18 protein-coding genes and 3 pseudogenes are annotated in these 22,102 nt (G+C 33.9%); 17 read left to right on the top strand and 4 right to left on the bottom strand.

Features of this window, described 5'->3' with window-relative positions; all coding sequences use genetic code 11:
• The 8 genes and pseudogenes from CQ058_RS28085 to CQ058_RS28050 form a co-directional block, all read left to right on the top strand.
• Positions 1–299, top strand: a pseudogene (locus tag CQ058_RS28085) (PLP-dependent aminotransferase family protein); the annotation flags it as partial.
• A 774-nt stretch (positions 300–1,073) separates the two neighbouring features.
• Complete coding sequence (locus CQ058_RS28080) at positions 1,074–2,042, top strand: carbohydrate ABC transporter permease (protein ID WP_002193465.1); 969 nt, start codon at positions 1,074–1,076, stop codon at positions 2,040–2,042.
• A gap of 13 nt (positions 2,043–2,055) precedes the next feature.
• Entirely contained in the window at positions 2,056–2,919 is an 864-nt protein-coding gene (locus CQ058_RS28075) for a carbohydrate ABC transporter permease (protein WP_002193466.1), read from the top strand.
• Between the two features lie 52 nt (positions 2,920–2,971).
• A complete protein-coding gene (locus CQ058_RS28070) occupies positions 2,972–4,270 on the top strand; it encodes an efflux RND transporter periplasmic adaptor subunit (protein WP_105590109.1) in 1,299 nt (432 codons plus the stop codon).
• Positions 4,271–4,284: 14 nt separating this feature from the next.
• Positions 4,285–5,640 (top strand): ABC transporter substrate-binding protein, encoded by a 1,356-nt coding sequence (locus CQ058_RS28065; protein WP_002193468.1) that lies wholly within the window; start codon positions 4,285–4,287, stop codon positions 5,638–5,640.
• Positions 5,641–6,074: 434 nt separating this feature from the next.
• Positions 6,075–7,409, top strand: coding sequence for an ABC transporter substrate-binding protein (locus CQ058_RS28060; RefSeq protein WP_002193469.1), 1,335 nt, complete (start codon positions 6,075–6,077; stop codon positions 7,407–7,409).
• Positions 7,410–7,491: 82 nt separating this feature from the next.
• Positions 7,492–8,454 carry a hypothetical protein gene (locus CQ058_RS28055; protein ID WP_105590110.1) on the top strand — a complete coding sequence of 321 codons (963 nt, stop codon included), beginning with the start codon at positions 7,492–7,494 and terminating at the stop codon, positions 8,452–8,454.
• Between the two features lie 374 nt (positions 8,455–8,828).
• Positions 8,829–9,926 carry an ABC transporter ATP-binding protein gene (locus CQ058_RS28050; RefSeq protein ID WP_002193471.1) on the top strand — a complete coding sequence of 366 codons (1,098 nt, stop codon included), beginning with the start codon at positions 8,829–8,831 and terminating at the stop codon, positions 9,924–9,926.
• 140 nt (positions 9,927–10,066) lie between these two features.
• Here the strand turns inward: CQ058_RS28050 and CQ058_RS28045 are convergent, their stop codons facing one another.
• Together CQ058_RS28045 and CQ058_RS28040 are read right to left on the bottom strand one after the other, a co-directional pair.
• The gene (locus CQ058_RS28045; protein WP_002193472.1) at positions 10,067–11,950 is read right to left on the bottom strand and encodes a sensor histidine kinase; all 1,884 of its coding nucleotides are present in this window, start codon (positions 11,948–11,950) and stop codon (positions 10,067–10,069) included.
• Positions 11,951–12,152: 202 nt separating this feature from the next.
• The gene (locus CQ058_RS28040; RefSeq protein WP_002193473.1) at positions 12,153–12,356 is read right to left on the bottom strand and encodes a hypothetical protein; all 204 of its coding nucleotides are present in this window, start codon (positions 12,354–12,356) and stop codon (positions 12,153–12,155) included.
• Positions 12,357–12,908: 552 nt separating this feature from the next.
• Between CQ058_RS28040 and CQ058_RS28035 the strand changes: the two genes are divergently transcribed.
• The 9 genes and pseudogenes from CQ058_RS28035 (at position 12,909) to CQ058_RS27995 (ending at position 20,012) form a co-directional block, all read left to right on the top strand.
• The gene (locus tag CQ058_RS28035) at positions 12,909–13,670 is read left to right on the top strand and encodes an ABC transporter ATP-binding protein (RefSeq protein ID WP_002193474.1); all 762 of its coding nucleotides are present in this window, start codon (positions 12,909–12,911) and stop codon (positions 13,668–13,670) included.
• 16 nt (positions 13,671–13,686) lie between these two features.
• Positions 13,687–15,540, top strand: coding sequence for an FtsX-like permease family protein (locus CQ058_RS28030; protein WP_002193475.1), 1,854 nt, complete (start codon positions 13,687–13,689; stop codon positions 15,538–15,540).
• Positions 15,541–15,706: 166 nt separating this feature from the next.
• Positions 15,707–16,414 (top strand): IS6 family transposase, encoded by a 708-nt coding sequence (locus CQ058_RS28025; RefSeq protein ID WP_033713870.1) that lies wholly within the window; start codon positions 15,707–15,709, stop codon positions 16,412–16,414.
• A gap of 56 nt (positions 16,415–16,470) precedes the next feature.
• Positions 16,471–16,830: pseudogene (locus CQ058_RS28020) on the top strand (hypothetical protein); the annotation flags it as partial.
• A 210-nt stretch (positions 16,831–17,040) separates the two neighbouring features.
• Positions 17,041–17,556, top strand: coding sequence for a DUF7018 domain-containing (lipo)protein (locus CQ058_RS28015; protein ID WP_002191506.1), 516 nt, complete (start codon positions 17,041–17,043; stop codon positions 17,554–17,556).
• Positions 17,557–17,588: 32 nt separating this feature from the next.
• Complete coding sequence (locus CQ058_RS28010; RefSeq protein ID WP_002191507.1) at positions 17,589–18,203, top strand: DUF7018 domain-containing (lipo)protein; 615 nt, start codon at positions 17,589–17,591, stop codon at positions 18,201–18,203.
• A gap of 28 nt (positions 18,204–18,231) precedes the next feature.
• Positions 18,232–18,747, top strand: coding sequence for a hypothetical protein (locus CQ058_RS28005; RefSeq protein ID WP_003193740.1), 516 nt, complete (start codon positions 18,232–18,234; stop codon positions 18,745–18,747).
• Between the two features lie 18 nt (positions 18,748–18,765).
• Complete coding sequence (locus CQ058_RS28000; protein WP_002191509.1) at positions 18,766–19,512, top strand: hypothetical protein; 747 nt, start codon at positions 18,766–18,768, stop codon at positions 19,510–19,512.
• 14 nt (positions 19,513–19,526) lie between these two features.
• A complete protein-coding gene (locus CQ058_RS27995; RefSeq protein WP_002191510.1) occupies positions 19,527–20,012 on the top strand; it encodes a hypothetical protein in 486 nt (161 codons plus the stop codon).
• Positions 20,013–20,111: 99 nt separating this feature from the next.
• Here the strand turns inward: CQ058_RS27995 and CQ058_RS27990 are convergent.
• Both CQ058_RS27990 and CQ058_RS27985 read right to left on the bottom strand, forming a co-directional pair.
• Positions 20,112–20,819 (bottom strand): annotated as a pseudogene (locus tag CQ058_RS27990) (IS6 family transposase).
• A gap of 191 nt (positions 20,820–21,010) precedes the next feature.
• On the bottom strand, positions 21,011–21,406 hold the full coding sequence (locus tag CQ058_RS27985; RefSeq protein ID WP_002191513.1) for a YmaF family protein: 396 nt from the start codon (positions 21,404–21,406) through the stop codon (positions 21,011–21,013).
• Between the last annotated feature and the right edge of the window lie 696 nt (positions 21,407–22,102).

The raw sequence follows: 22,102 nt of genomic DNA, 5'->3' as shown, positions 1-22,102 counted from the left end.
CACTTCGTAAACAATTGAAAAGAAGGGCTACATTTGTAGAAGAAATATTAGAACATCACTTTCAAAAAATCGCTACGTGGAAAAAGTCTGAGGGTGGTTTTTATATATGGCTCAGGTTTCATGAACCTATTGTAAATAAAGCGCTATTTTTAAAGTTACTTAAACGAAATATTCTGATTAATCCAGGTTATATATATGAACCAAGCGATTTACACCATATTCGTCTTTCTTATGCCTACGCATCATTGGAAGAATTAAAAAAAGGATTAAATATTTTACTAGAACTAAGCCGGTATTAATTCCTATCTTAAATGCATTAATACTCTATTTGTGTATTTCCCTAAAATATATATTATTGTATAAAATCCATGAAAAGACGTTAGTACCCCTTTATCAGACTGTATGGTTTTTTCTATGTGTCCAGAAAATCACAGCATAGAATTCAATAATATCAAGGTTTTCTAGCTATAATCACGTTCATATAGTGTGTACATAATTCAAAGTCCAATTAATCTCTGGATTGTATCTTTCTGTACATGTATTTATCTTTTAAAGAAGCTGATAGGATAAGATTTTGTGGTCCTTAGCGTACAACTTTCCCAGAATGGTATAGTGACCTCATATAGCTACTTAAGGGAATTCAGCTCATTTTGGGGGCATTTATTTTTCTTAAGTTGATGGATATGCAGGGTGCCCCCTATATACGTAATATAATTGAGAGTTTATCCTTTTCTAACCTTGGTCCACTTAAATTTTTATCTTTTTTCACCTTCTTCTAAACCTTCAACATACCCCTTGTACAATAAAAAGACATTGGAACTATTCATAATCTTTACAACAGAAACACCCATCCTATCTAAAGTTGATAAAACTTATCAACTATCTCTTTAGTTTTACAATATGATTCTAGGCAGGGTAAGGGACATTCACTTTTCATCCCGTTTTATGAACATCGGAACTAAAATCCCTCATTTCTTTATTTTATCTGCATCTCGTCTGCATCTGTGTCTACTAAACTACATAATTGTAAGATGTAGTTATAAAAATAGACTCAAAAAAAGAGGGAGCCACGAATGAAAATAAACAAAAGTCGATCATATATGCGGAATGTTTTTTTAAATCGCAACCATCGATCATTAAATAAATTTCAAGATCAAAAAAAATCCCCAATAAAATTTGGAGATTTTATGCGAAAGGATACAAGTATAGCGTTCTTTTTTCTTCTACCAAGTGCAATTGGGTTTTCAATTTTTTATCTGATTCCATTTGTAATGGGAATGATCTATTCGTTAATGGATGGCACAACTGATGGTTCTTTTGTCGGTTTAGCCAATTATAAAGAACTGCTAGGTAGTGCTTCTTTTCTCAAAGCAGCAACGAATACGTTTTGGTTTACCGCAGTGAGTGTACCACTCATCGTCATTATTTCCTTATTACTAGCACTTTGTTTGAATCAAAATGTATATATTCAAAATTGGTTACGAAGCGCGTTTGTGTTACCACTTGTCGTTCCTGTGGTTTCTATTGTCATGCTCTGGCAAATTTTATTCGATTGGAACGGCACGTTTAACGTATGGATGGAAAATATGGGGTTTGGACGAATTGATTGGATGAAATCAAATTGGGCAATTTTTGTCTTGTCAATCGTATATCTATGGAAAAATATTGGATACAACATTATTTTATTCTTGGCAGCTCTACAAAATATCCCAAAAGAGTATTACGAAACTGCAGAAATTGAAGGTGCAGGTCGTATGCATACATTTTTAAATATTACACTCATTTATTTAACACCAACAATGTTCTTTGTCATATTAATGTCGATTATCAATTCGTTTAAAGTCTTTCGGGAAACATACTTGATTGCTGGAAGTTACCCGCATGACAGTTTATATATGATGCAGCATTATATGAACAATATGTTCGTGTCGCTTGACATTCAAAAGTTGACAGCGGCTGCCACGTTGATGGTGGGGGCTATTTCTATCCTTGTACTCGTATTGTTTGCAATAGAACGTCGTTTTCGAAAGTTTATGAATTAGGTGGGAAAAGCAGATGAAAAAAGAAAATGTATTTCGTAAATGGATGTTAACGCTATTTTTGACTATATTAGCCGTCATGATGCTATTTCCAATCGTATTTACCTTGACCAACTCATTTATGACTGAGCATGAGATTGGATTCAATTATGATGCGATTGGAAAAGTGGAAAAGGAACCAACGTTCATTAATTTAAAATTAATCCCAGATTTAGTGTCATTTGAACAATATAGGACATTATTAGTGGAAAATCCCAAATTCTTAAAAATGTTTTGGAATTCAGCATTCATGGTTGTGCCAATCATAGTAGGTCAAGTCATCGTTGCATCATTTGCAGCCTATGTCTTTGCTAAGATTCAATTTCGAGGAAGAGACAAGTTGTTTATCGTTTATCTCTTGACGATGCTTATGCCATTCCAAGTTACACTGGTACCGAATTATATCATGGCGGATAAACTTGGAATATTAAACAGTACAGCGTCTATTATTCTTCCAGGAATCTTTGGAGCATTCGGTGTATTTATGCTCCGGCAGTTCATGTTGCATATCCCGGATGCATACATAGAGGCGGCTAAGATGGATGGAGCCGGCCATATTACAATCTTTTTTAAGATTATTCTTCCTCTTATTCGTCCAGGAATTGCTGCTCTTATTGTTTTATTATTTGCGGATTATTGGAATATGATCGAACAGCCGCTTATTTTTCTGAATGACGAATCCAAACATCCATTATCGCTCTATTTATCAAAAATTAACAACGAGGCACGCGGGGTTGGGTTTTCTGCTTCTATTCTGTATATGACCCCAATGATACTTTTATTTTTATATGCGCAGTCCTACTTTATTAAGGGAATTCAGTTATCAGGTGTGAAGGAATAATGAAGAATTACAATGTAAACTTTCCTTCGGAAAGATTTTAGGAGGGAACTCAATGGAGTATAGAACGGAACAAGACGTTACAAGAAAAAAACGAAATATTAAAATCATTTCCAGTGTATTTATAGGGATTTTAATTATCCTTACACTCTTTAGCAATACGCTAGCAAATTGGGGTTTGCCAAAGGTTATTACAGAGAAGCCAAAAAATGGTGATCTTATACAAACGTTTACAGGTAATGGCGAATTACAGCCACAGGAAGAAGCAAAGTTAAGTAATAGTAGCGTAGAGGCGAAAGTGAAGGAGGTACATGTAAAGGAAGGAGACCGTGTCAAACAAAACCAATTATTAGTGACATACGATAGTAAAAAGAGTGAACAAGAGCTTCTTGATGCAGAAGCAAATCTTCAAATTCAAAAGTTAAAACTAAATGACGCGCAAGCAAATTATAATGAAGCCAAAAAAAATCAACAAGAAAACAAACCAAATAATCAACCAAATGATCAACAAGAAAGCAAACCAAATGAAGCTGCGAAAGGGACAGATATACAAGATATACAACGTCTCAAAACAGAGGTGGAAAGCGAAAAAATTGGGGTTAGTATCCAAGAAAGAAAAATTAAAGGTTTAAAAGAAGAATTAGAAATGAGCAAAAAGCTAATTGCCCCTTTCGATGGAGTGGTTACAAAAATAAATGCAAAGAAAGATCAACCTTCTACGAGTAATGAAGGAGATGTGATTCTCTCTGATGAGAGTAAAGGCTTTAAAGTTGAATTACAAGTACCTGCTGATTTAGCTACGCACTTGAAGGTTGGAGAAAAGATAAATTTGAAAGGAAATGCTAAATCCTTAGAAGGTGAACTTATAGAGATTAAAAATATAGAAAGTAATGAAAATCAGAGACCGCAGAAACAAGGTAAACAGCAAGATGAACCAAAGGGTGAACAAAAAGACGATCAAAAAGGTGAACCAAAAGATGAACAGCAATTTGAAATAACACCAGCAACTTCACAACCACAGAAACGTATTCTTGTAAAAGTACAAGGAGAAGAACTGAAAAAAGGGGAGCAGGTGGAAGCTACACTGACTAAACAATTAGCTAAAGGCGTGCTTATACCAAATAAGGTGATTAAGAGGGAAGGACAGAACACATTTGTCTATACAATAGAAGAAAAAAAAGGACCTTTAGGTAATGCTTTTTATATAGAAAAGTCTCCTATTACTGTTGGTGAATCCAATGGGCAAGAAACAGTGGTGAAAGATTTAAATGAGAACGATCAAATTGTTTCAGGCATCAGTGAACCTTTGCAAGAAGGAGAACAAGTACAAGTAAAAGTGAAAGAACAAAAATAAGGAGAGAATTTAAAATGAAAAAGGTTTGTATGATGCTAGTAGCAAGTCTATCAATCAGCTTTATGGCAGGTTGTGGAAATAGTAATAGCAAAGAGGAACGAAAATCAAAAGATGGAAAAACGATAGTCGAAGTATCGACTTTAAGGGATACTAGGTTCCTAAAATATGCAGAGAAACTATATGAACAAAAAAATCCTAACATTGACATACAGGTGCGAAGTACTTATCCGGAAGGGCCACCAAAAAAGAAAATGTCAGACAAGGAGTGGGAGATTTTCGAAGAGAAAATGTTTAGTAAGATGAATACAGAATTGTTAGCTGGTAAAGGATCTGATGTGATTGTACTAGACTCTTTGCCACAAGAAAAGTATGTGAAGAAAGGTTTACTTACAGACTTAAGTGAAATGATGGAACAGGATAAATCTTTCGATAAAAATCAATATTTTAGTAACATTTTAGATAATTCGAAAATAAACGGGAAACTTTACGGTATTCCAGCATATTTTTGGTTAAGCGGACTGCTGGGGAACGATACAGCGATACAACAATCTGGAGTGAAAATAAATGACAAAGAGTGGACTTGGAGTGAATTCACAAGTATCGGAAAAGAATTAGTAAACAAAGGACCACTTAAACATGTTATGAATGGTATAGAGCCAGAATATATGTTGAAACTTCTGGTGCAAGATCATTACGCTGAGTTAGTAGATAAAGCAAGTGGAAAAGCAAATTTTCAGTCTGATTTATTTGTACAGATGTTGGAAAACGTAAAGAAGATGTATGACGAGAAAATAATCACTGAAGACGGCCTGCCTGTAAAAGAAACATATTTTTCTCCAATGCAAATCATGTCGGTAAAAAATTATTTCAATTTTGGAAATAGATTGGATATAACAGGGGCAAAAACGTATCAAAGCCCACATATAGCTGGGCAAAAAAGGGGAATTGCATTTACACCTGAAACAACAGTAGGTATAAATGCGAAATCTCCAGTTAAAAAGCAAGCATGGGATTTTCTTAAATTTTTAATATCTGAGGAGATCCAAAAGAAATGGTGTGACTATTCAGATGACATTTCAAGTCGCGTTCCAAGTAACTTTCCAATTCATAAAGCTGTATATGAACAACAAATCAAAGCACTGAAGGAAAAAGGAAAAATTGAGGATCCAGATGGTGATATTAACGTTACCGAGAATTATATACAAGAATTAGAGAAAATGGTTGCTGAAATAAGCGTCCAAGCTTCAGAAGGCACTAAAGTTGAATCCATTATTGCAGAGGAATCCAAGTCCTACTTTAGTGGTCAAAAATCAGCTAAGGATGTAGCAGTACTGATTCAAAACCGAGTGACAACATATATAAACGAATAAGCTGTATATATTTCACAACAAGTAGTAGCAATTAAAGCAAAAATATAAATAACTAGCAAAACAAGGATTAAAATTGAAGCGAAATAAAATGATTCTGAGGTTATGTAGCAGTATAGTGCTAACTGCTATCAAAAAATAAATGTAATTACTCAGGGACATATTCAATAAACCATGTCATACATGGTGACAATGGTGCACGGTTTCATAGAAAATCCTAACAAATAAGAGAAACTGCACAAAATGGGACGGCAGTTTCTCTTATTCTACTTCTTGAGCTCAAGGAACCATTCCGATTTCCTATAAATACAGACTCGCCCTCAAAATCTATCCCAATAGAGTTTCCGAAGTATTATTGTTTGTTTGGGTAGATGAGAAAAAGTGTGTGAAGTTCAACGTGAATACGTAAAATAACAAAAATAAGGAGAAAATTTTAAATGAAAAAGGTTTGTATGATGTTAGTAGCAAGTCTATCAATCAGCTGCATGGCAGGTTGCGGAAATAGTGATAGCAAAGGTGAAAGAAAAACAAAAGATGGAAAAACGATAGTCGAAGTGTCGACTTTAGGTGACACAAGGTCCCTAAAACAGGCCGAGAAACTATATGAACAAAAGAATCCTAAAATAGACATCCAGATAAAAGGAGCATTTCCAGAAAGTAGATCAGATGAAAGTGGATCCAAAGGAGGCGGATCAAAGATAGATGAGACCTCCATAGAGAAAACGATTAGTAAGGTGAATACAGAATTTTTATCAGGTAAAGGGTCCGATGTGATTGTACTAGACAGCTTACCTGCGGACAAGTATGTGAAGAAAGGATTACTTACAGACTTAAGTGAAATGATGGAACAGGATAAATCTTTTGATAAAAATCAATATTTTAATAACGTTTTAGATAATTCAAAAACAAACCAAAAACTTTATGGTATTCCATTATATTTTTGGTTAAGTGGCTTGCTTGGGGACGATACAGCGATACAACAATCTGGAGTAAAAGTGAATGACAAAGAGTGGACTTGGAGTGAGTTCACAAGCATTGGAAAAGAGTTATCAAGCAAAGGAACAGATAAAAAGGTTATTGGGAATACTCCTCCGGAACAAATGCTGCAATTTCTGGTGCAAGATCATTACAATGAGCTAGTAGATAAAGCTAGTGGAAAAGCAAAGTTCGAGTCTGATTTATTTGTACAGATGCTGGAAGACGTAAAGAAGATGTATGACGAGAAAATAGCCACTGCAGATCCTGTTAATTTAGGAGAATCATATTTTAACCTTCTACCAATGATCATGTCGGTAGAAGACTATTTCAGTACGGGAGCTGCATTTGGTATAACAGGGACAAAGGTATATCAAAAACCACATATAGCTGGACAAAAAAAGGGAGTTGCTTTTACACCGTACACAACAGTAGGTATAAATGCGAAATCACCGGTTAAAAAGGAATCGTGGGATTTTCTTAAGTTTTTAATGTCTGATGAGGTCCAAAGTAAAGCGAATGCATTTCCAATTAATAAAGCTGTATATGAACAGCAAATCAAAACATTGAAGGAAAAAGGAAAACTGGAGCATCCCAATGGTCCTATTAACGTTACTGAGAGTGATATACAAGGATTAGAGGAAATGGTTGCTGAAATAAGCGTCCAGGCTCCAGAAGGCACTAAAATTGAATCCATTATTGCTGAGGAATCCAAGCCTTACTTTAGTGGCCAAAAATCAGCTAAGGACGTAGCAGCCCTGATTCAAAATCGAGTGACGACATTTATAAACGAATAATCTGTATATATTTCACGACAGGTAATAGCAATTAAAATAAATATAACTAGCAAAGTGGGGATTAGAATTGAAAAGGAATAAAATGATTCTGATGTTATGTAGCGGTATATTACTAACAGGTATGGTTGCATGTAGTAACAAAGGTGATGAGAATCCGGTGAAACCTGTTGCTCAAAATACGAATGCAGAGAAAAAAGAGTCATCTGTTGAACTTTCAAAAGATGATCGAGATACGAGTGCGGAGAAAAAGGAATCACCTGTTGAGGAAACCAAACTCTCTATAGAAGATACACTCTCAAAAGAAGATCAAGAAATTGTTGACGTATTGTTTAATTCGGTCCCTGAAATAAAAAGTTATTATCAAAAAGACAAACAAGATTACACGGTTTCACTAACAGCAGAAGTTACAAAACCCAATCCAAATTTAGCAGATAAAAATATGAAAGAATACTATAAAGTGCATTTTGAAGGAAAAGTATTAGGTGGTTGGGAGTTTTATGTGAAACCAGATAGTAAAGAGGTTCTATTTAAAGGGATATTTGTAGGGAATAAGGGCTTCTATACTCTTGAAGAGTTCAAAAAAGAAGCCAATGAAGTGGATGATTTCTATGAAAAACTGAAAGAGAAAGTTCCTGAGTTTAGAAAAAATGTGAAAACAACTGTTGCTAAAAAACTACAAAGTAAAGTAGCGAAAAAGCAAGAAATTAGTGATGAAGAAATGCTAGCATATCTAGATGAGGTTGCGGAACCGGAGTTTACAGTATGGAACCAAGCTATGGGGCAAAAAGGACTAGACATTAAAAAAGATAGAAAAGTAATTAAACCAGATCCAAGTGCAAAAGATCCACTGAAGAAGGACTTTTATCAAGTTGAAATGTTAAAAGAAACTATTCATATTAAACCAACTTTTGAAGAAAAAGACATATATCTTGTTCGGGATCAACCTATTGAGAAGTCGGGGAAAGAAGTAAATTCAGTACAAGTTTCTCGTTTTATAGCATTTTCTATGGAAGCGATTAGCCAGAATGAAGCTACCAAAAAATAAATGTAACTATTCAGTTACTAAATAAGATGACGTACTCAATAAACCATGTCATATACTATGACAAAGGGGACTAAAAGCCCACGATAAATAAGAGGAACTGCACAAAATTGAATGGTAGTTTCTCTTATTTTATTTCTTAAGCCCAAGGAATCATGCCTTTTTTTATACTGCTCTCATAGGTTGAAATAAAGACTGGTCCCCTTAATTTATCCAATAGAGTTTCTGAATATGATTGTTCGTTCGGGTAGATGAGAAAAAGCGTTTGAGGTTCACATGAATACGTAAATTTTGAATTCATACGATATCTTTAAAAATGCCAGGAAAACAAAAATGATAAAAACATATATAGTTCTTTTATTACAGGAGGCAACAACATGACAGAGGTAGTATTAAAAAATATTTATAAAATATATGACAATAACGTGCCAGCGGTAGAGGATTTTAATCTTCATATTCAAGACAAAGAATTTATAGTCTTTGTTGGTCCTTCTGGATGTGGTAAATCGACCACTTTACGTATGATTGCTGGATTAGAGGACATTTCACAAGGAGATTTATACATTGACGAAAAATATGTGAATGACGTACCACCAAAGGATCGTGACATCGCAATGGTTTTCCAAAATTATGCCCTCTATCCTCATATGACCGTGTATGATAATATGGCATTTGGCTTGAAAATTCGTAAGTTACCAAAAGATGAAATCGAGCGTCGTGTTCACGACGCAGCAAGAATTCTTGGATTAGAAGAACTGTTAAAGCGGAAACCAAACGCGTTATCCGGTGGTCAGAGACAACGTGTTGCTTTAGGGCGCGCCATTGTACGTGATGCAAAAGTATTTTTAATGGATGAGCCATTATCAAATCTAGATGCAAAGCTACGTGTTACCATGCGCTCTGAAATTTCAAAACTGCATCATCGCTTACAAACAACAACTATTTATGTTACGCATGATCAAACAGAGGCAATGACAATGGCAACGCGCCTGGTAGTTATGAAAGATGGACGGATACAACAAGTTGGTACACCAAAAGAAGTATATGAATATCCTGAAAACGTATTTGTTGGTGGATTTATTGGTTCACCAGCCATGAATTTCTTTAGGGGAAAAGTGGAGAATGGAAAATTTATTTTAGGTCATATCAAACTAAGTATTCCAGAAAAAAAATTAGAAGCACTACGTGAACAATGTTATGAAAATAAAAACATAATTCTTGGCATTCGTCCGGAACATATCTATGATGAGCCAAGCATGTTAGAAACATCGCCGGATAATATGATAAATATAAAAATTGAAGTGGCAGAATTACTTGGAGCCGAATCGATGATTTATGCTACGTTACACAATCAATCATTCATTGCACGTTTAGATACACGTAATGATTATCAAACAGGCGAATCTATGCAACTTGAATTTGACATGGACAAAGTACATTTCTTTGATGCTGAAACACAGCTACGTATTAAATAAATTAGTATCTTTGTGCACCAGAACTCACTATATGATTTGGGGGATTATGCACGTTTAGACACAAATGAACCTATTTTCTTTACGTTAAGGAAAAGGCAAACACGTTATTAAAATAAATAAAAAAGTGTAGAACATCCGTTCTACACTTTTTTCTGTAAATAGAAATAAAATAGCACACCATCTGCGGTATTATATACCCCATACTCAGCTCCATGAAGTTCTAAAATATTTTTTGAAATGGCAAGTCCAAGACCTGTTCCACCTTGTGAGCGTTGACGAGCTGTATCAACTCGGTAAAAACGATCCCAAATTTTATCTAATTGATCTTCTTCAATATGGGCACCTTTATTTTCGATACAAACCCTTATGCGACTTGGCTCATCTAATGTAGAAATAATAATATTTTCTTTTTCTGGCGTGTAACGAATAGCATTTGTGATAAAGTTTGTGAGTACTTGTTCTATACGATGGTAATTTGCAATGACCTCAGTTGCAGCAAGATGTGTGTGAATATTTAATTGCTTTTTTGTTATGTCCAAAGATAATTGCTCACATATATGCTTAATGGATTGGTCAATATAAAAAACATCCATCTGCATTTTATACGTACCAGATTCAAATTTTGCTAACTCAAGCATATCCACAATCAACATATCCATCTTATCCACTTCTTTTTCCATTGCCTTAAAGTAATATTCTTTCTTATGACTTGCAACACCGTCTTTTAAGATAGAAATACAACTTTTCATAATACTTAGAGGTGTCTTTAACTCATGCGATACCCCTGAAATAAATTCTTTTCTTGTGTATTCTAATCGTTTTTCTTTTTCTATATCTTGGTGTAACTGCTCAATATGTGAATGTAATGTATTTGAAAGTAAATTAATATTTTGAGCTAAATCACCAATCTCATCTTTTGACATCACTGGAACCCTTTCCGAAAAGTCTAAGTTTACAATTTTCTTGGTTGTCTTGTTTATTTGTAACAAAGGTCTTGCAATCTTTTTTGAATAGTAAAAAGAAGCTAGAAAAATAAGAAGCAACACAAACATAATAATATAGACATAATACTCTTGTATCATTTGTACAGCTTCATCAACTGGCTGCAACGAAGTCATTGAGAAAATGTATGTCGTTGCACCGCTTTTATCCTTTATCGGTTTTATTATTAATTTATATTTAATATTATTCTGCTCATAATCCATTTCTTGTAAGGTATCATATTTAGGATTCTTTTCATTGAGCAATAAGTATGCCTGAAACTCTTGTATCTTTTCCATAAACAAGCTATTTGTATAAACAAAATTCGATTGATTCTTCCCATCTGAATTTGGAATCTTGGTAATTGTCCCTTCTATTGATTTTTCAGGTATTGCTTTGGCTAATACTTTTTCAAATTCAGCTTGTTCTTTTCCTTTGATTATTTTTTTTTCATAATCAGATATACCTTCAGGGGTGTCTGCAGGTGGATATTTCTTTTTACATTGTTCTATAATTTCATTTATTTTTTTATCTATTGGCTTATTTATCCAATTCACATTGGTTGCATTTGAGTGTAAAACATAAGGAAAGAACGCAGCATTTTTTTCTATACCCCGTAAAAAAAGTGATTCTCCTAAAGTGAACTCGCTAGTTGAAATATCGTAATCACCCTTAAAATTATACAATGGTATGGTAATTGTAGAATTAGCGAATTGACTTTCTTTATTTTTAGACTGCTTTAATGTTACTTCTATATAAAAATCATTGACATTCTTTAAACTTCCATTACTATCTAATGTTGTAATCCATGTATTATGTTCTCGATAAAAGTCTTCCTCTAACTTTTGAATGGATTGTGAATTTCCGCCACTATTTAAATAATCTGTTTCAAAAGATTTCATGCTTGTTTTGATATCCTCCATTTTTTTATTCGCATAAAATTGTTTAAAGAATATCGTTTGTCCAACAAAAATAGTTGCTAAGATCAACATACATAACACTGTTGTTAACATAAATAATTTTAATACAATTCCTCTTTTCATACTGTATCCTCCAATTTATAACTCGCTCAAACAATGGTTATTACACTCTTACATTTAGGTCCCCATTTATATCGTAATTTACTATACAATTATCACCAATAAATTCATAGCTCCATATTTTTGTAATTAATTGCATTCTCATCATGCATATACTTTGATTTGGTATTAAGTATGTAATACTTCAAATTCCGTATGAGTCAGGTTAATGTCTTTTTTTCACTACTTGATTATTCTCTTTTCCTTCAAGTGTAATCTGAGCATATAACTCTTGCCCTTGCTGTTCTAATATTGTTAATTTTTTCGTATCTTCATACATTGTTCCTTTTATTCTTGAACTCAATAAAAAATAAACTGATGCTAAACCTATATAAATCAGTATAAGAAGTATGATTATTTTATTGTTCATAAAAAAGTCCCTTCTGAGTCAACTTGTTTTTGGATAATATGTTTACAATTCAATAGACTTTTTTAAAGTAAAAAAATATCGTGAATGTTACAAAACTCTTACCAATATAAATGCAGACAATAAATTGAGAAATTTCTCCTTCCATAACTGTCTAGAAATTCTGTAACAATTTCTGAGTGTATTTATATGATATAAGTTTTATATAAAGATTAAATGCAGATAACATGCATTTTTTACAATATTTCTATCTACATCTACAAAAGCGGGCACAATACTTATCTATGGGGTTCAGCTGAATTGCCATCAAGCTAATATCTTTAATTACCCCCTTAACGGAAGTTTTATGCATCGTTGATTATTTATATTGATAGGTTATGTAAACTTTATATATAAAAGAAGCAATATCTATATATCCATGTATTTCATATACAGGGATATAGAGGTATTTTTGTACATTACAAAAGTGTAAGGTAAATGTAAGGTTAACCAATGGCGGATTATGTCGAAAAAACGCAGAATAGGAAAAGAAAAAACAAGTGTAGGAGGCTCTATATGAACAAACCAGTTGTGGTCGTTAAAAACGTCCAAAAAGTATATGGTAAAAAAGGCGAAAACCAATCACACGCATTAAAAGGTGTGTCATTCTCGATTCAAGAGGGTGAATTTGTTGGCATCATGGGACCATCTGGTTCAGGAAAAACAACGTTACTAAATGTAATTTCAACATTGGATAAAGCAACAGGAGGTATTGTTGAAATTGCAGGTACGGATATTACGAAGATGAAGCAAGGTGAATTATCTGATTTCCGTTCTCAAAAATTGGGGTTCATCTTCCAAGACTTTAACTTACTAGAAAATCTATCAATTTATGAAAATATTGCACTCCCACTTTCACTACAAAGTGTTCCATCACGTAAGATTGGGCCGAAAGTAGAAAAAGTGGCAGATATGTTGGGGATCTCGGCGATACTTCAAAAGTATCCATCTGAAGTATCTGGTGGACAGAAGCAGCGTTCAGCAGCAGCCCGTGCGCTTGTACATGAACCAGCCATTATTTTAGGGGATGAGCCAACAGGGTCACTTGATTCTAAAAACGCAACGAGTCTTTTAGAGGCGATGACAAATCTAAATGAAGCACAAGGTGTTTCCATTATGATGGTTACACATGATCCGTTTAGTGCAAGTTATTGCCAACGTATTTTATTCATTCAAGATGGCGAATTATATAAAGAAATTCACCGCACTGGTACGCGTGAAAAGTTCTATAAAGAAATTTTAGATGTGCTTGCAGATTTAGGTACACAAAAAGCATAAGAAAGGAGGTTCAAGCATGTTATTTAAGCTTTCCATGTCAGGACTAACAAGTAAGCTAAAAGATTATATCGTCTTACTTGTTGGTCTTGTCATATCAATTTCAATTTTTTACATGTTTCAAACGCTGGGACTTAATGAAGCGTTTCTTAAAGCGAATTCTACTATTGGTCATATTGTATTCGTCTTCCAGGCTGGTACGGTACTACTAGCGATCATCACATTCTTCTACATTTTGTATGCGAATTCTTTCTTACTATCACTTCGTCAAAAAGAATTTGGTATGTATATGATGTTAGGAGCAAAAAAACATAAGATTACACTACTTATGTTTATTGAAACAATTATTATTGGAATCGTATCTCTTATTATTGGAATTGCAGTTGGTGTAGGACTTGCGCAAGGAATTGGGCAGTTACTTATGAAGCAACTTGAATTTACTTCAGGCGGTTATCAGGCATTTTATGTTCCATCACTGACTGTTACTTGTTTGTTCTTCTTTGCACTATTTGTCTTATCTGCCATTATGAATAGTATTAAATTATCACGTATTTCAGTATTACAACTTGTACATGCGGATGCACAAACAGAACGTGTTGTGTTTAAAGGGAAGATGACAGTAATAGTCGCAGTTCTTGGAATTGTATTATTAGCAATTGGTTATGCTTCGATGATTTACATGAATGAATTAGAACAGAAGGGAATTATTATTGCGTTAATTACCGTGACATCAGGAACTTACCTGTTATTTGGAACGTTCCTACCACTTATCGTTAACAAACTAAAAGGCAATAAAAAGCGTAGTGAAAAAGGACTTAATGCCTTTACATTTGCACAATTAAATTTCCGTATTAATAGCTTAACAAAGGTACTAGCGACAGTAACGATGTTAATTGCACTTGGAGCGGGTGCAATTTCAGGCGGTATGGCTTTTAAAAATAACGTCATGCTTACTGTAGATCGTTTGATGATTTATGATGTAGCGATTCATAATCCAACCGCAGCAGAAAAGGAAATTTTAGATGGTATTACATTTAAAGAGGAAAGTGAATATCGTTACAAAACAGATGATAAATATGTGTATTATTTAAAAGAAGATTTAGAGAAAAATCGTCCTTTAGTACAAGACTTAAAAGGTGCTAAAGAAAAGAAAGATCTTGGTAAATTCAAACGAGTTTCTGGAGAGTTATCAGTAGGTGCTATTTCGAGTTTTAGTCAGGAGAAATCGGATAATGTAATTCCTAAGGAGTGGGATACTGCATTAAGAACGATTCAACCCGGTTATGTACACCCTAATCAAACCATCAAAATTGTAGATAAAAAAATGTATGATGGCTTGCAAGGTAAAGAGGGCGTTGCATTACTTGGAAAAGTAGATAATTTCTTAACATACCAAAAAGAATGGAAAAAAATTGACGAGTTGCAACTAGCTAAATATAAAAATATAAAAGCTGAAATGCTTAATAGTAAATATGCAGGTTATAGTATGTTTTATGGCTTTGCCAGCGGAACGGTATTCATGGGCTTCTTCTTAGGAATTGCTTTTTTAGCGATGATGGCAAGTTGTTTAATGTTTAAAATTCTCTCTGGTGCATCAAAAGATATTACGCGTTACCAAATGCTTCGTAAAATCGGTGTTCGCCGTGAATTATTAACGAAGTCTATTTATAAAGAGTTATTCTTAGTGTTCCTATTCCCAGCAATTGTGGGTATCGCTCACGTATTAGTAGGTATGAACATCTTTGAACGTTTTATAATTGATCCGTACTTCCGTATTTGGCTTCCGATTGTTATTTTCGTAGTCATTTACGCGATTTACTACTTCATTACAGTTCAATTGTATAAAGGAATTGTTCTTCCGAAAGAGGACTAAGAACTAGAAAATACCGAGCAGAGGGTGCTCGGTATTTTTTGATATGAAAATTTCAAATCATCAGGAGTCAGTTAGGTTCTGGTGCAAAAACTTCGAGAAAATTGCAATGAATCTATAAATCTTGGACATACTGATACTATTACTCTAGAAAGGGTGCGTGATCAGTATGGAAAAGGAGAATTTGTTTAAATGGAAGCATTATCAGCCCGAACTAATCTTATTAACAGTAAGGTGGTACCTGCGGTACAATTTGAGCTTCCGTAACCTGGTGGAAATGATGGAGGAAAGAGGATTATCAATTGCTCACACAACAATTATGCGCTGGGTTCATCAATATGGACCTCAATTAGAAGAGAAAGTACGACATCATCTTAAATCAACAAATGACTCGTGGAGAGCCGATGAAACCTATATTAAAGTAAAAGGTCAATGGATGTACTTATATCGTGCGGTTGATTCAGAGGGCAATACAATTGATTTTTATCTAAGTAAATCAAGAGATAAACAAGCAGCCAAGCGCTTTTTCAAGAAAGCCTTGGCTTTTTCGTATGTTTCTAAACCTCGCGTGATAACAGTAGATAAGAACCCTGCCTATCCTGTAGCGATTCAAGAGTTGAAAGAAGAGAAACATATGCCTGAAGGCATACAACTAAGGCAAGCTAAATATCTCAATAATATAGTGGAACAAGATCATCGTTTTATTAAGAAACGTGTGCGTTCTATGTTGGGATTCAAGTCATTTAAAACAGCAACCTCTATATTGAGTGGTGTTGAAGCCATGCATATGATAAAAAAGGGACAGATTAATTTACCGAATCAGTCTGTCCAAAATCAAAAAGAGTTCATTCATCAAGTGTTTGGACTTATAGCATAAAATACAATTCCGTTAGGAATCTACTATTATTCGTGTCCTTCTTCAAATATTTGCACCAGAACCGTAATGAGAATAGCAATACACCTGAAGAAAACATTAAAGAAGTTGATTTTGTTGCTCACTGGGTACCAGAACATTTTGTTTCTTTAACTAGCTCTTTTTATTCTGAATCAAAAACAATTCAAGAACTGTGGAAGGTCGTAAGACAGTGTAATAAAACTATTAACTTTACTACCGGTGATAAAGCATTTGATAACGACCAGGAGCTTACTATCGGCTTAAACGCTATTAAAGAGTTTGTTATGAAAATCAAGTCTGGTACAAAAATGAATAAAGGTAAATTCGCTTATTTCAACGGAATTGTAAATAACTTAATGGACAAGTTCTACTTTGATAGTGAGTTTATGGGAGTATAAAAAAACTCCCAAACGCTGAGGAACCAATAAGGGAATTTTTTAAAAAGCATATGGAGCGGGATTTTCTACAACCGTAATACATTTTTTCATATTGTTAAAACACTCAAAATTTCTCTTAAGGATGGGAAATCTTTATATCTTATTTATATAATTTATGTTATGGTACAATATGTTAATTAATTACAATACTTTCTAAAAGGAGGATACATAATGAAAGCAAAGAAACTAGTAAGTTTAGCACTTCCAATCATGTTATTAGGGGGGTGCGGAACAGACAAAGCAGAGACGAAAGCAGACACGAAGATAGAAATAAAAGCAGAAGATAAGGAAAAACTATCGACAGAAGCGTACCCTTCACGTATGTCAAACTTACATTATGAATTAAAGTTAAAGATGGAAGAAATAACTGCACTAGCAGGAAGAAAAGACATGGATGTGAAAGAACAAAATAAGGAAATCTTAAAAGGTACAGATGAATTACAACAAATATTTGTTAAGTTTTACAAGATAGACCCACCAAAAGAGTTTGAAGAAGCACACAAAACTCTTTTAAAAGCAGTAGACTGTTATAAAGAAGCGTTTGACACACAATTAAGTCTAGCAAAAAGTGGTTCTGTAACAAAAAAGAAGACGGAACAATTAAAAGAATTAATGTATAAAGGTAATGACTACTTAGAAGAAGGTATGGAACCAATTGAAAAAGCTGTAGACCATACCAAAAGATAGAATAACAGTATTCAAACAGAGGGGCTTTACATATGAGACGAAAAATACTAGTAGTCGTAATCATAGTTCCTGCTCTCTTTTTCGCTCTTGCAGGGGCAATAGCTAGTTTAGGGAACGGGGAAACATCGGTAGGGGCGAGAGTAATGTCCATAGTAGTACCTATTCTTCTACTAGCATGGATAGTAAAGAGATACACGAGTAAGGAAAAGAAGTCTACTAACAAAGTAATCGAAAGAGTATTTGAGACAGACGAAGAAGGTAGACTAACGAGTACATTAGACTATGTGGCAAAAACACGAGGGGTATGTATGGTTTGGACAGAAGCCCAAAAGAAATTCGTAGCATTAGAGAAGAAAGACCCTACATTCCTTAACACACATGAGGAATTAAAGCAAGTAATAGGAGAAATGAAGTTAGCAAACAAAAAGTTAAGAGAGATTAAACCACCAAAACAGTATGATAGTCTACAAGAAGACCTATCTAAGTCTTTAGTTGTGTTTGATGAAGGATTAGACACAATGGTGGAGGGGTTTATTACATTAGATGAAACAAAGATTAATAAGTCATCTGACCTGATTGATGAAGGTAGTGACGGTCTTATGAGGGAACTTGGTACTATTCTAAGCCTAACAAAAACGGAAGAATAAAATCATAAAACAAAAGGGGTATATGACAATGAAACGTAAACTATTAGCAGTAACATTACCAATTTTATTAGTAGCAGGGGTAGGATGTTCAAATAAAGACGTTGCAGAAGATAAGAAGACTGATAGTCTTCAAGTAGCAGATAAAGATATTCAAGAAGTATCAAATGATAAACGTAAAGCAGAGAAAGAGTACAAGTCAAAATTAAACGCTTTACTAGAGGATTTAACTAAAGAAGCACTAGTTTTAAACGATGTAATAACTAGCAATAAACCTATAGAAGAAAAAGAAAAAGAGTATAAAGAGAAATCTAAGACTATGTACGATATATCAGAAAAGATGGTTGAGTTAGACCCTGGAGATAAATACAAAGACGTGCAAAGTATCGTAAATGAAGTTACATATGCAGTAAAGGGTGGACTAAGTTCAACTAAAAACGGTTTAATAGCGAAAGACGAAGGGATAGTTCATCAAGGTGCAGACTATTTTAAAAAGGTATCCGAACTACTAACAGACTTAGATAAAAAGATGAAAGAAGTAAAATAGTTAGCAAGGGGTAGACAGATGAAACGTAAGGTACTAGCAGTTGCACTACCAATTACACTAGCATTAGCAGTAGGTTGTTCTAATAAAGACGTTGCAGAAGAAAAGAAAACTGATAGCTTAAAGGTATCAGAGACAGATAGTAAGAAAGACGTCATAAAACCACTATATGCAGAAGTAGGTAAGATATACGAAGAAGGTCAAGATGTAACCACTAAGAGAGAAGCTAAAGAGAAAGAGTCATCAACTAAGACTGATAAAGAATCTACTTCTAAGAATGAGGACTCAACCGATAAACCAGTAAAAGAAGCTATAATTGGTGGTGGAAGAACCTTAGCTGAGGAACGAGAACACATAGGCAAGCAGTTAAATAAAGATTCTAGTCAATCCTCACCTTTAGAACAGTATCAAGAGGAGGTAAAGGAAACTTCTAAGGATTTATCAACAGCAGTTCAATCTAGTAAATCACTAATCGAAAAAGATGAAACCCTTAAAACAAATCAATCAGGGTTAAAAGGACAATTAAGTGTAATAAGCGGAAGGGTTAATAGACTAGCAACTATAGACCCTCCTGAGGGTTACTATTACTTCAAAGAACAGCTAAGAGACGATGCAAAAGTAATTAAACAGGTAGTAGACCAAGCATTTATAGCTTTAAATGAAAATGATACTGAAAAAGCCAAAGCAAACATAGACTATATGATGGAATATTTAGATACAATGTCTTCAACATTAAATGAAATACAAAATGTACAAAATGGAGTGTAAAGGGGTAGATACTAATGAAACGGAAGATGTTAGCTTTTGCAGTCGTTCCAATGTTGTTATTAACAGGAGCAGGTTGTGAATCAAAAGATAAGAAGAAAGACGAAGCAATGGAAGTCTCTGTTAAAGAAAATAAGAAAGAAGACTATAATAAAAATGCATTATATCTACTTGAAGATTACACAAAACAATCAGAAGAAATAAAAGACCTTGTAGATAGCAGAAAATCTAATAAGAAGAAGGCTGAAAAGTTAAAAGAATTATCAAAACCTTATTTCGAGTTAACAGGTAAGATAGATAAACTAGATTATAAGTTAACTGAAGACATTAAACCACAACTAAACGTAAGTAAAGCAATGATATATTCAAAACATGGGGTAGAAAGCATACAAAAGGGTTTGGAAAAGGATGCTAAAGATTCAATTGAGATAGCTAGAAAAGATTTAGACGAAGCTTCTGAGTTAGTAGACAAAGCAACAAAAGAGTTAAGTAAAAAGAAATAATAACAGAGGGGTACATAACAATGAAACGTAAATTATGGTTCTGGTGCAAAAATAGAATAAAAGATAATAAAGCGCATAGATTCCTAACGGAATCGTATCTTATGCTGCAAGTCCAAACAATTGATGGACGAATTCTTTCTGATTTTGGACAGACTGGTCCCGTAAATCAACCTATTCTTTTTTAATCATATGCATGGCTTCTACTCCAGAAAGAATGGATGTAGCTGTGTCAAAACATTTGAACCCTAGCATAGAACGAATTCGCCTCTTTATAAAGCGATGATCTTGTTCTATTATGTTATTCAAGTACTTTTGTTGTCTAAGTTGCATACCATCAGGTATGCTTTTTTCTTTTTTCAACTGTTCAATTGCTATAGGATAAGCCGGGTTCTTATCGACTGTTATAACACGTGGCTTTGAAACATGAAAAGACCGCAAAGCTTTCTTGAAAAAGCGCTTTGCAGCCTTCTGGTCTCTTGTTTTGCTCAGGTAAAAATCGATTGTATTTCCTTTCGAATCAACAGCACGATAAAGGTACATCCATTGACCTTTTACTTTGATATATGTTTCATCGACTCTCCAGGAGTCATTTGTTTGTTTAAGGTGACTTCGGATTCGTTTGTCCAATTCAGGACCGTACTGATGAACCCAACGCATAATCGTTGTATGAGAAATGGATAAGCCCCGTTCCTCCATCATTTCCACTAAATCACGAAAACTGAGGTTGTACCGTAGGTACCATCTTACCGTTAACAAAATAATATCAGGCTGATAATGCTTCCATTTGAATACATTTTCCTTTTCCATACCAATCACGCACCTTCTTTAGATTAGTAGTATCAGTATGTCCAAGATTTGTAGATTTATTGCAATCGTCCTGAAGTTTTTGCACCAGAACCAAATTTAATATGTATTAAGATGAAAATGGTATTTTTTCATGCAAAAAGCCTAGTGAAAACTAGGCTTTTTGTTTATTCTATTCGAAGAATAGTGATTTTTTATAAGAGAGGTCGGTCAATTAAAGTAGTGAATTCTAATTCATGAACGTGGTCATCATCTAATGTAGTTGTTCCGTTTATAAAGTGTATATGCTTTCCATTACCGACAGGGATAGCAGGACCAGTTGTTATTGCTACTTCATGATGATGATTAAAAAAGTCAGTATTAACAAATATAGTATGTACATGACTATTCCCCATTGGTATTACTTCACTAGTAACACCTGCAAAACGATGATTATGTCTGTCATCACATTCTTCGGCTAACTTAGTACTGGCTGTAAATTCATGTACATGTGTTTGAATTTCGCATTCGTCTAGGGTGTTTGTATTATTTTGTTCTTTTGGTTTGGGTATTGGTTTTGGTATATTCTTATCTGGTGGATGTTTACTCATGAAAGAATTACCTCCTTTTTGATAAATAATCTACCTTAGTATGTTATTCGAATTAATAATGTTGTATGTCAGTAAATTATTATTAATTATTTCTTTCTTTTCAATTTTTGATAATGATAATGTTGTGAAGTCAATGTTTAAGGTGTATTGAAAGTAAACAAATATCTAAAAGTTTACTTTCAATAATTAAATAATATATCTTTTTGATAAATCAGTAAGATATATTATTTAATTATTGAAAAGGAACGTCGTATATAAACCATGTTCCATTTTTTTTATACATATGGAATTGAATGTTGGTACCTGTCCATGGGGGCAGATCAATAACTGCGGAATCCTTGTAATTTTCGTTTATTACTACAGATGATCTTGCAAATCTAAAAGATGATAGAATTGTTTTATGAAATTCAGGTGCTTCTTTTAAAAATTGTTTCTTTTCTTGGGTCATTTTTTCATCATTTTTATAGAAAAGATAAGTTATTTCATAATTTCCTTCTTGTATTGAATGTAAATATAATCTTACTATTGTTTTAGGTTTTTGCTAGGCTTTTTATTACAAATAGATTTTCTTTTTTTGCCTTTTAGTATTTATCATTTTAGCCAAGAAGACTCCTTCCTCAAGGAACGCTTAGTGAGTAGGGGGGAAATGAATTGGCTTCGGACAAGGGATGGCAGGAAGCCATCTTAATTGTTCGA

The organism is Bacillus sp. MYb56, assembly GCF_002976445.1.
In the GTDB taxonomy this organism is placed as follows: Bacteria; Bacillota; Bacilli; order Bacillales; family Bacillaceae_G; genus Bacillus_A; species Bacillus_A mycoides.
Note: the sequence above shows the minus strand (reverse complement) of the source record. Positions and strands in the feature narration are given on the sequence as shown.

What these genes read in the sequence shown, in the direction of transcription:
- CQ058_RS28080 (WP_002193465.1), top strand. Translation starts at nt 1,074, where the DNA reads ATGAAAATAAACAAAAGTCGATCATATATGCGGAATGTTTTTTTAAAT.
- CQ058_RS28075 (WP_002193466.1), top strand. Translation starts at nt 2,056, where the DNA reads ATGAAAAAAGAAAATGTATTTCGTAAATGGATGTTAACGCTATTTTTG.
- CQ058_RS28070 (WP_105590109.1), top strand. Translation starts at nt 2,972, where the DNA reads ATGGAGTATAGAACGGAACAAGACGTTACAAGAAAAAAACGAAATATT.
- CQ058_RS28065 (WP_002193468.1), top strand. Translation starts at nt 4,285, where the DNA reads ATGAAAAAGGTTTGTATGATGCTAGTAGCAAGTCTATCAATCAGCTTT.
- CQ058_RS28060 (WP_002193469.1), top strand. Translation starts at nt 6,075, where the DNA reads ATGAAAAAGGTTTGTATGATGTTAGTAGCAAGTCTATCAATCAGCTGC.
- CQ058_RS28055 (WP_105590110.1), top strand. Translation starts at nt 7,492, where the DNA reads ATGATTCTGATGTTATGTAGCGGTATATTACTAACAGGTATGGTTGCA.
- CQ058_RS28050 (WP_002193471.1), top strand. Translation starts at nt 8,829, where the DNA reads ATGACAGAGGTAGTATTAAAAAATATTTATAAAATATATGACAATAAC.
- CQ058_RS28045 (WP_002193472.1), bottom strand. Translation starts at nt 11,950, where the DNA reads ATGAAAAGAGGAATTGTATTAAAATTATTTATGTTAACAACAGTGTTA.
- CQ058_RS28040 (WP_002193473.1), bottom strand. Translation starts at nt 12,356, where the DNA reads ATGAACAATAAAATAATCATACTTCTTATACTGATTTATATAGGTTTA.
- CQ058_RS28035 (WP_002193474.1), top strand. Translation starts at nt 12,909, where the DNA reads ATGAACAAACCAGTTGTGGTCGTTAAAAACGTCCAAAAAGTATATGGT.
- CQ058_RS28030 (WP_002193475.1), top strand. Translation starts at nt 13,687, where the DNA reads ATGTTATTTAAGCTTTCCATGTCAGGACTAACAAGTAAGCTAAAAGAT.
- CQ058_RS28025 (WP_033713870.1), top strand. Translation starts at nt 15,707, where the DNA reads ATGGAAAAGGAGAATTTGTTTAAATGGAAGCATTATCAGCCCGAACTA.
- CQ058_RS28015 (WP_002191506.1), top strand. Translation starts at nt 17,041, where the DNA reads ATGAAAGCAAAGAAACTAGTAAGTTTAGCACTTCCAATCATGTTATTA.
- CQ058_RS28010 (WP_002191507.1), top strand. Translation starts at nt 17,589, where the DNA reads ATGAGACGAAAAATACTAGTAGTCGTAATCATAGTTCCTGCTCTCTTT.
- CQ058_RS28005 (WP_003193740.1), top strand. Translation starts at nt 18,232, where the DNA reads ATGAAACGTAAACTATTAGCAGTAACATTACCAATTTTATTAGTAGCA.
- CQ058_RS28000 (WP_002191509.1), top strand. Translation starts at nt 18,766, where the DNA reads ATGAAACGTAAGGTACTAGCAGTTGCACTACCAATTACACTAGCATTA.
- CQ058_RS27995 (WP_002191510.1), top strand. Translation starts at nt 19,527, where the DNA reads ATGAAACGGAAGATGTTAGCTTTTGCAGTCGTTCCAATGTTGTTATTA.
- CQ058_RS27985 (WP_002191513.1), bottom strand. Translation starts at nt 21,406, where the DNA reads ATGAGTAAACATCCACCAGATAAGAATATACCAAAACCAATACCCAAA.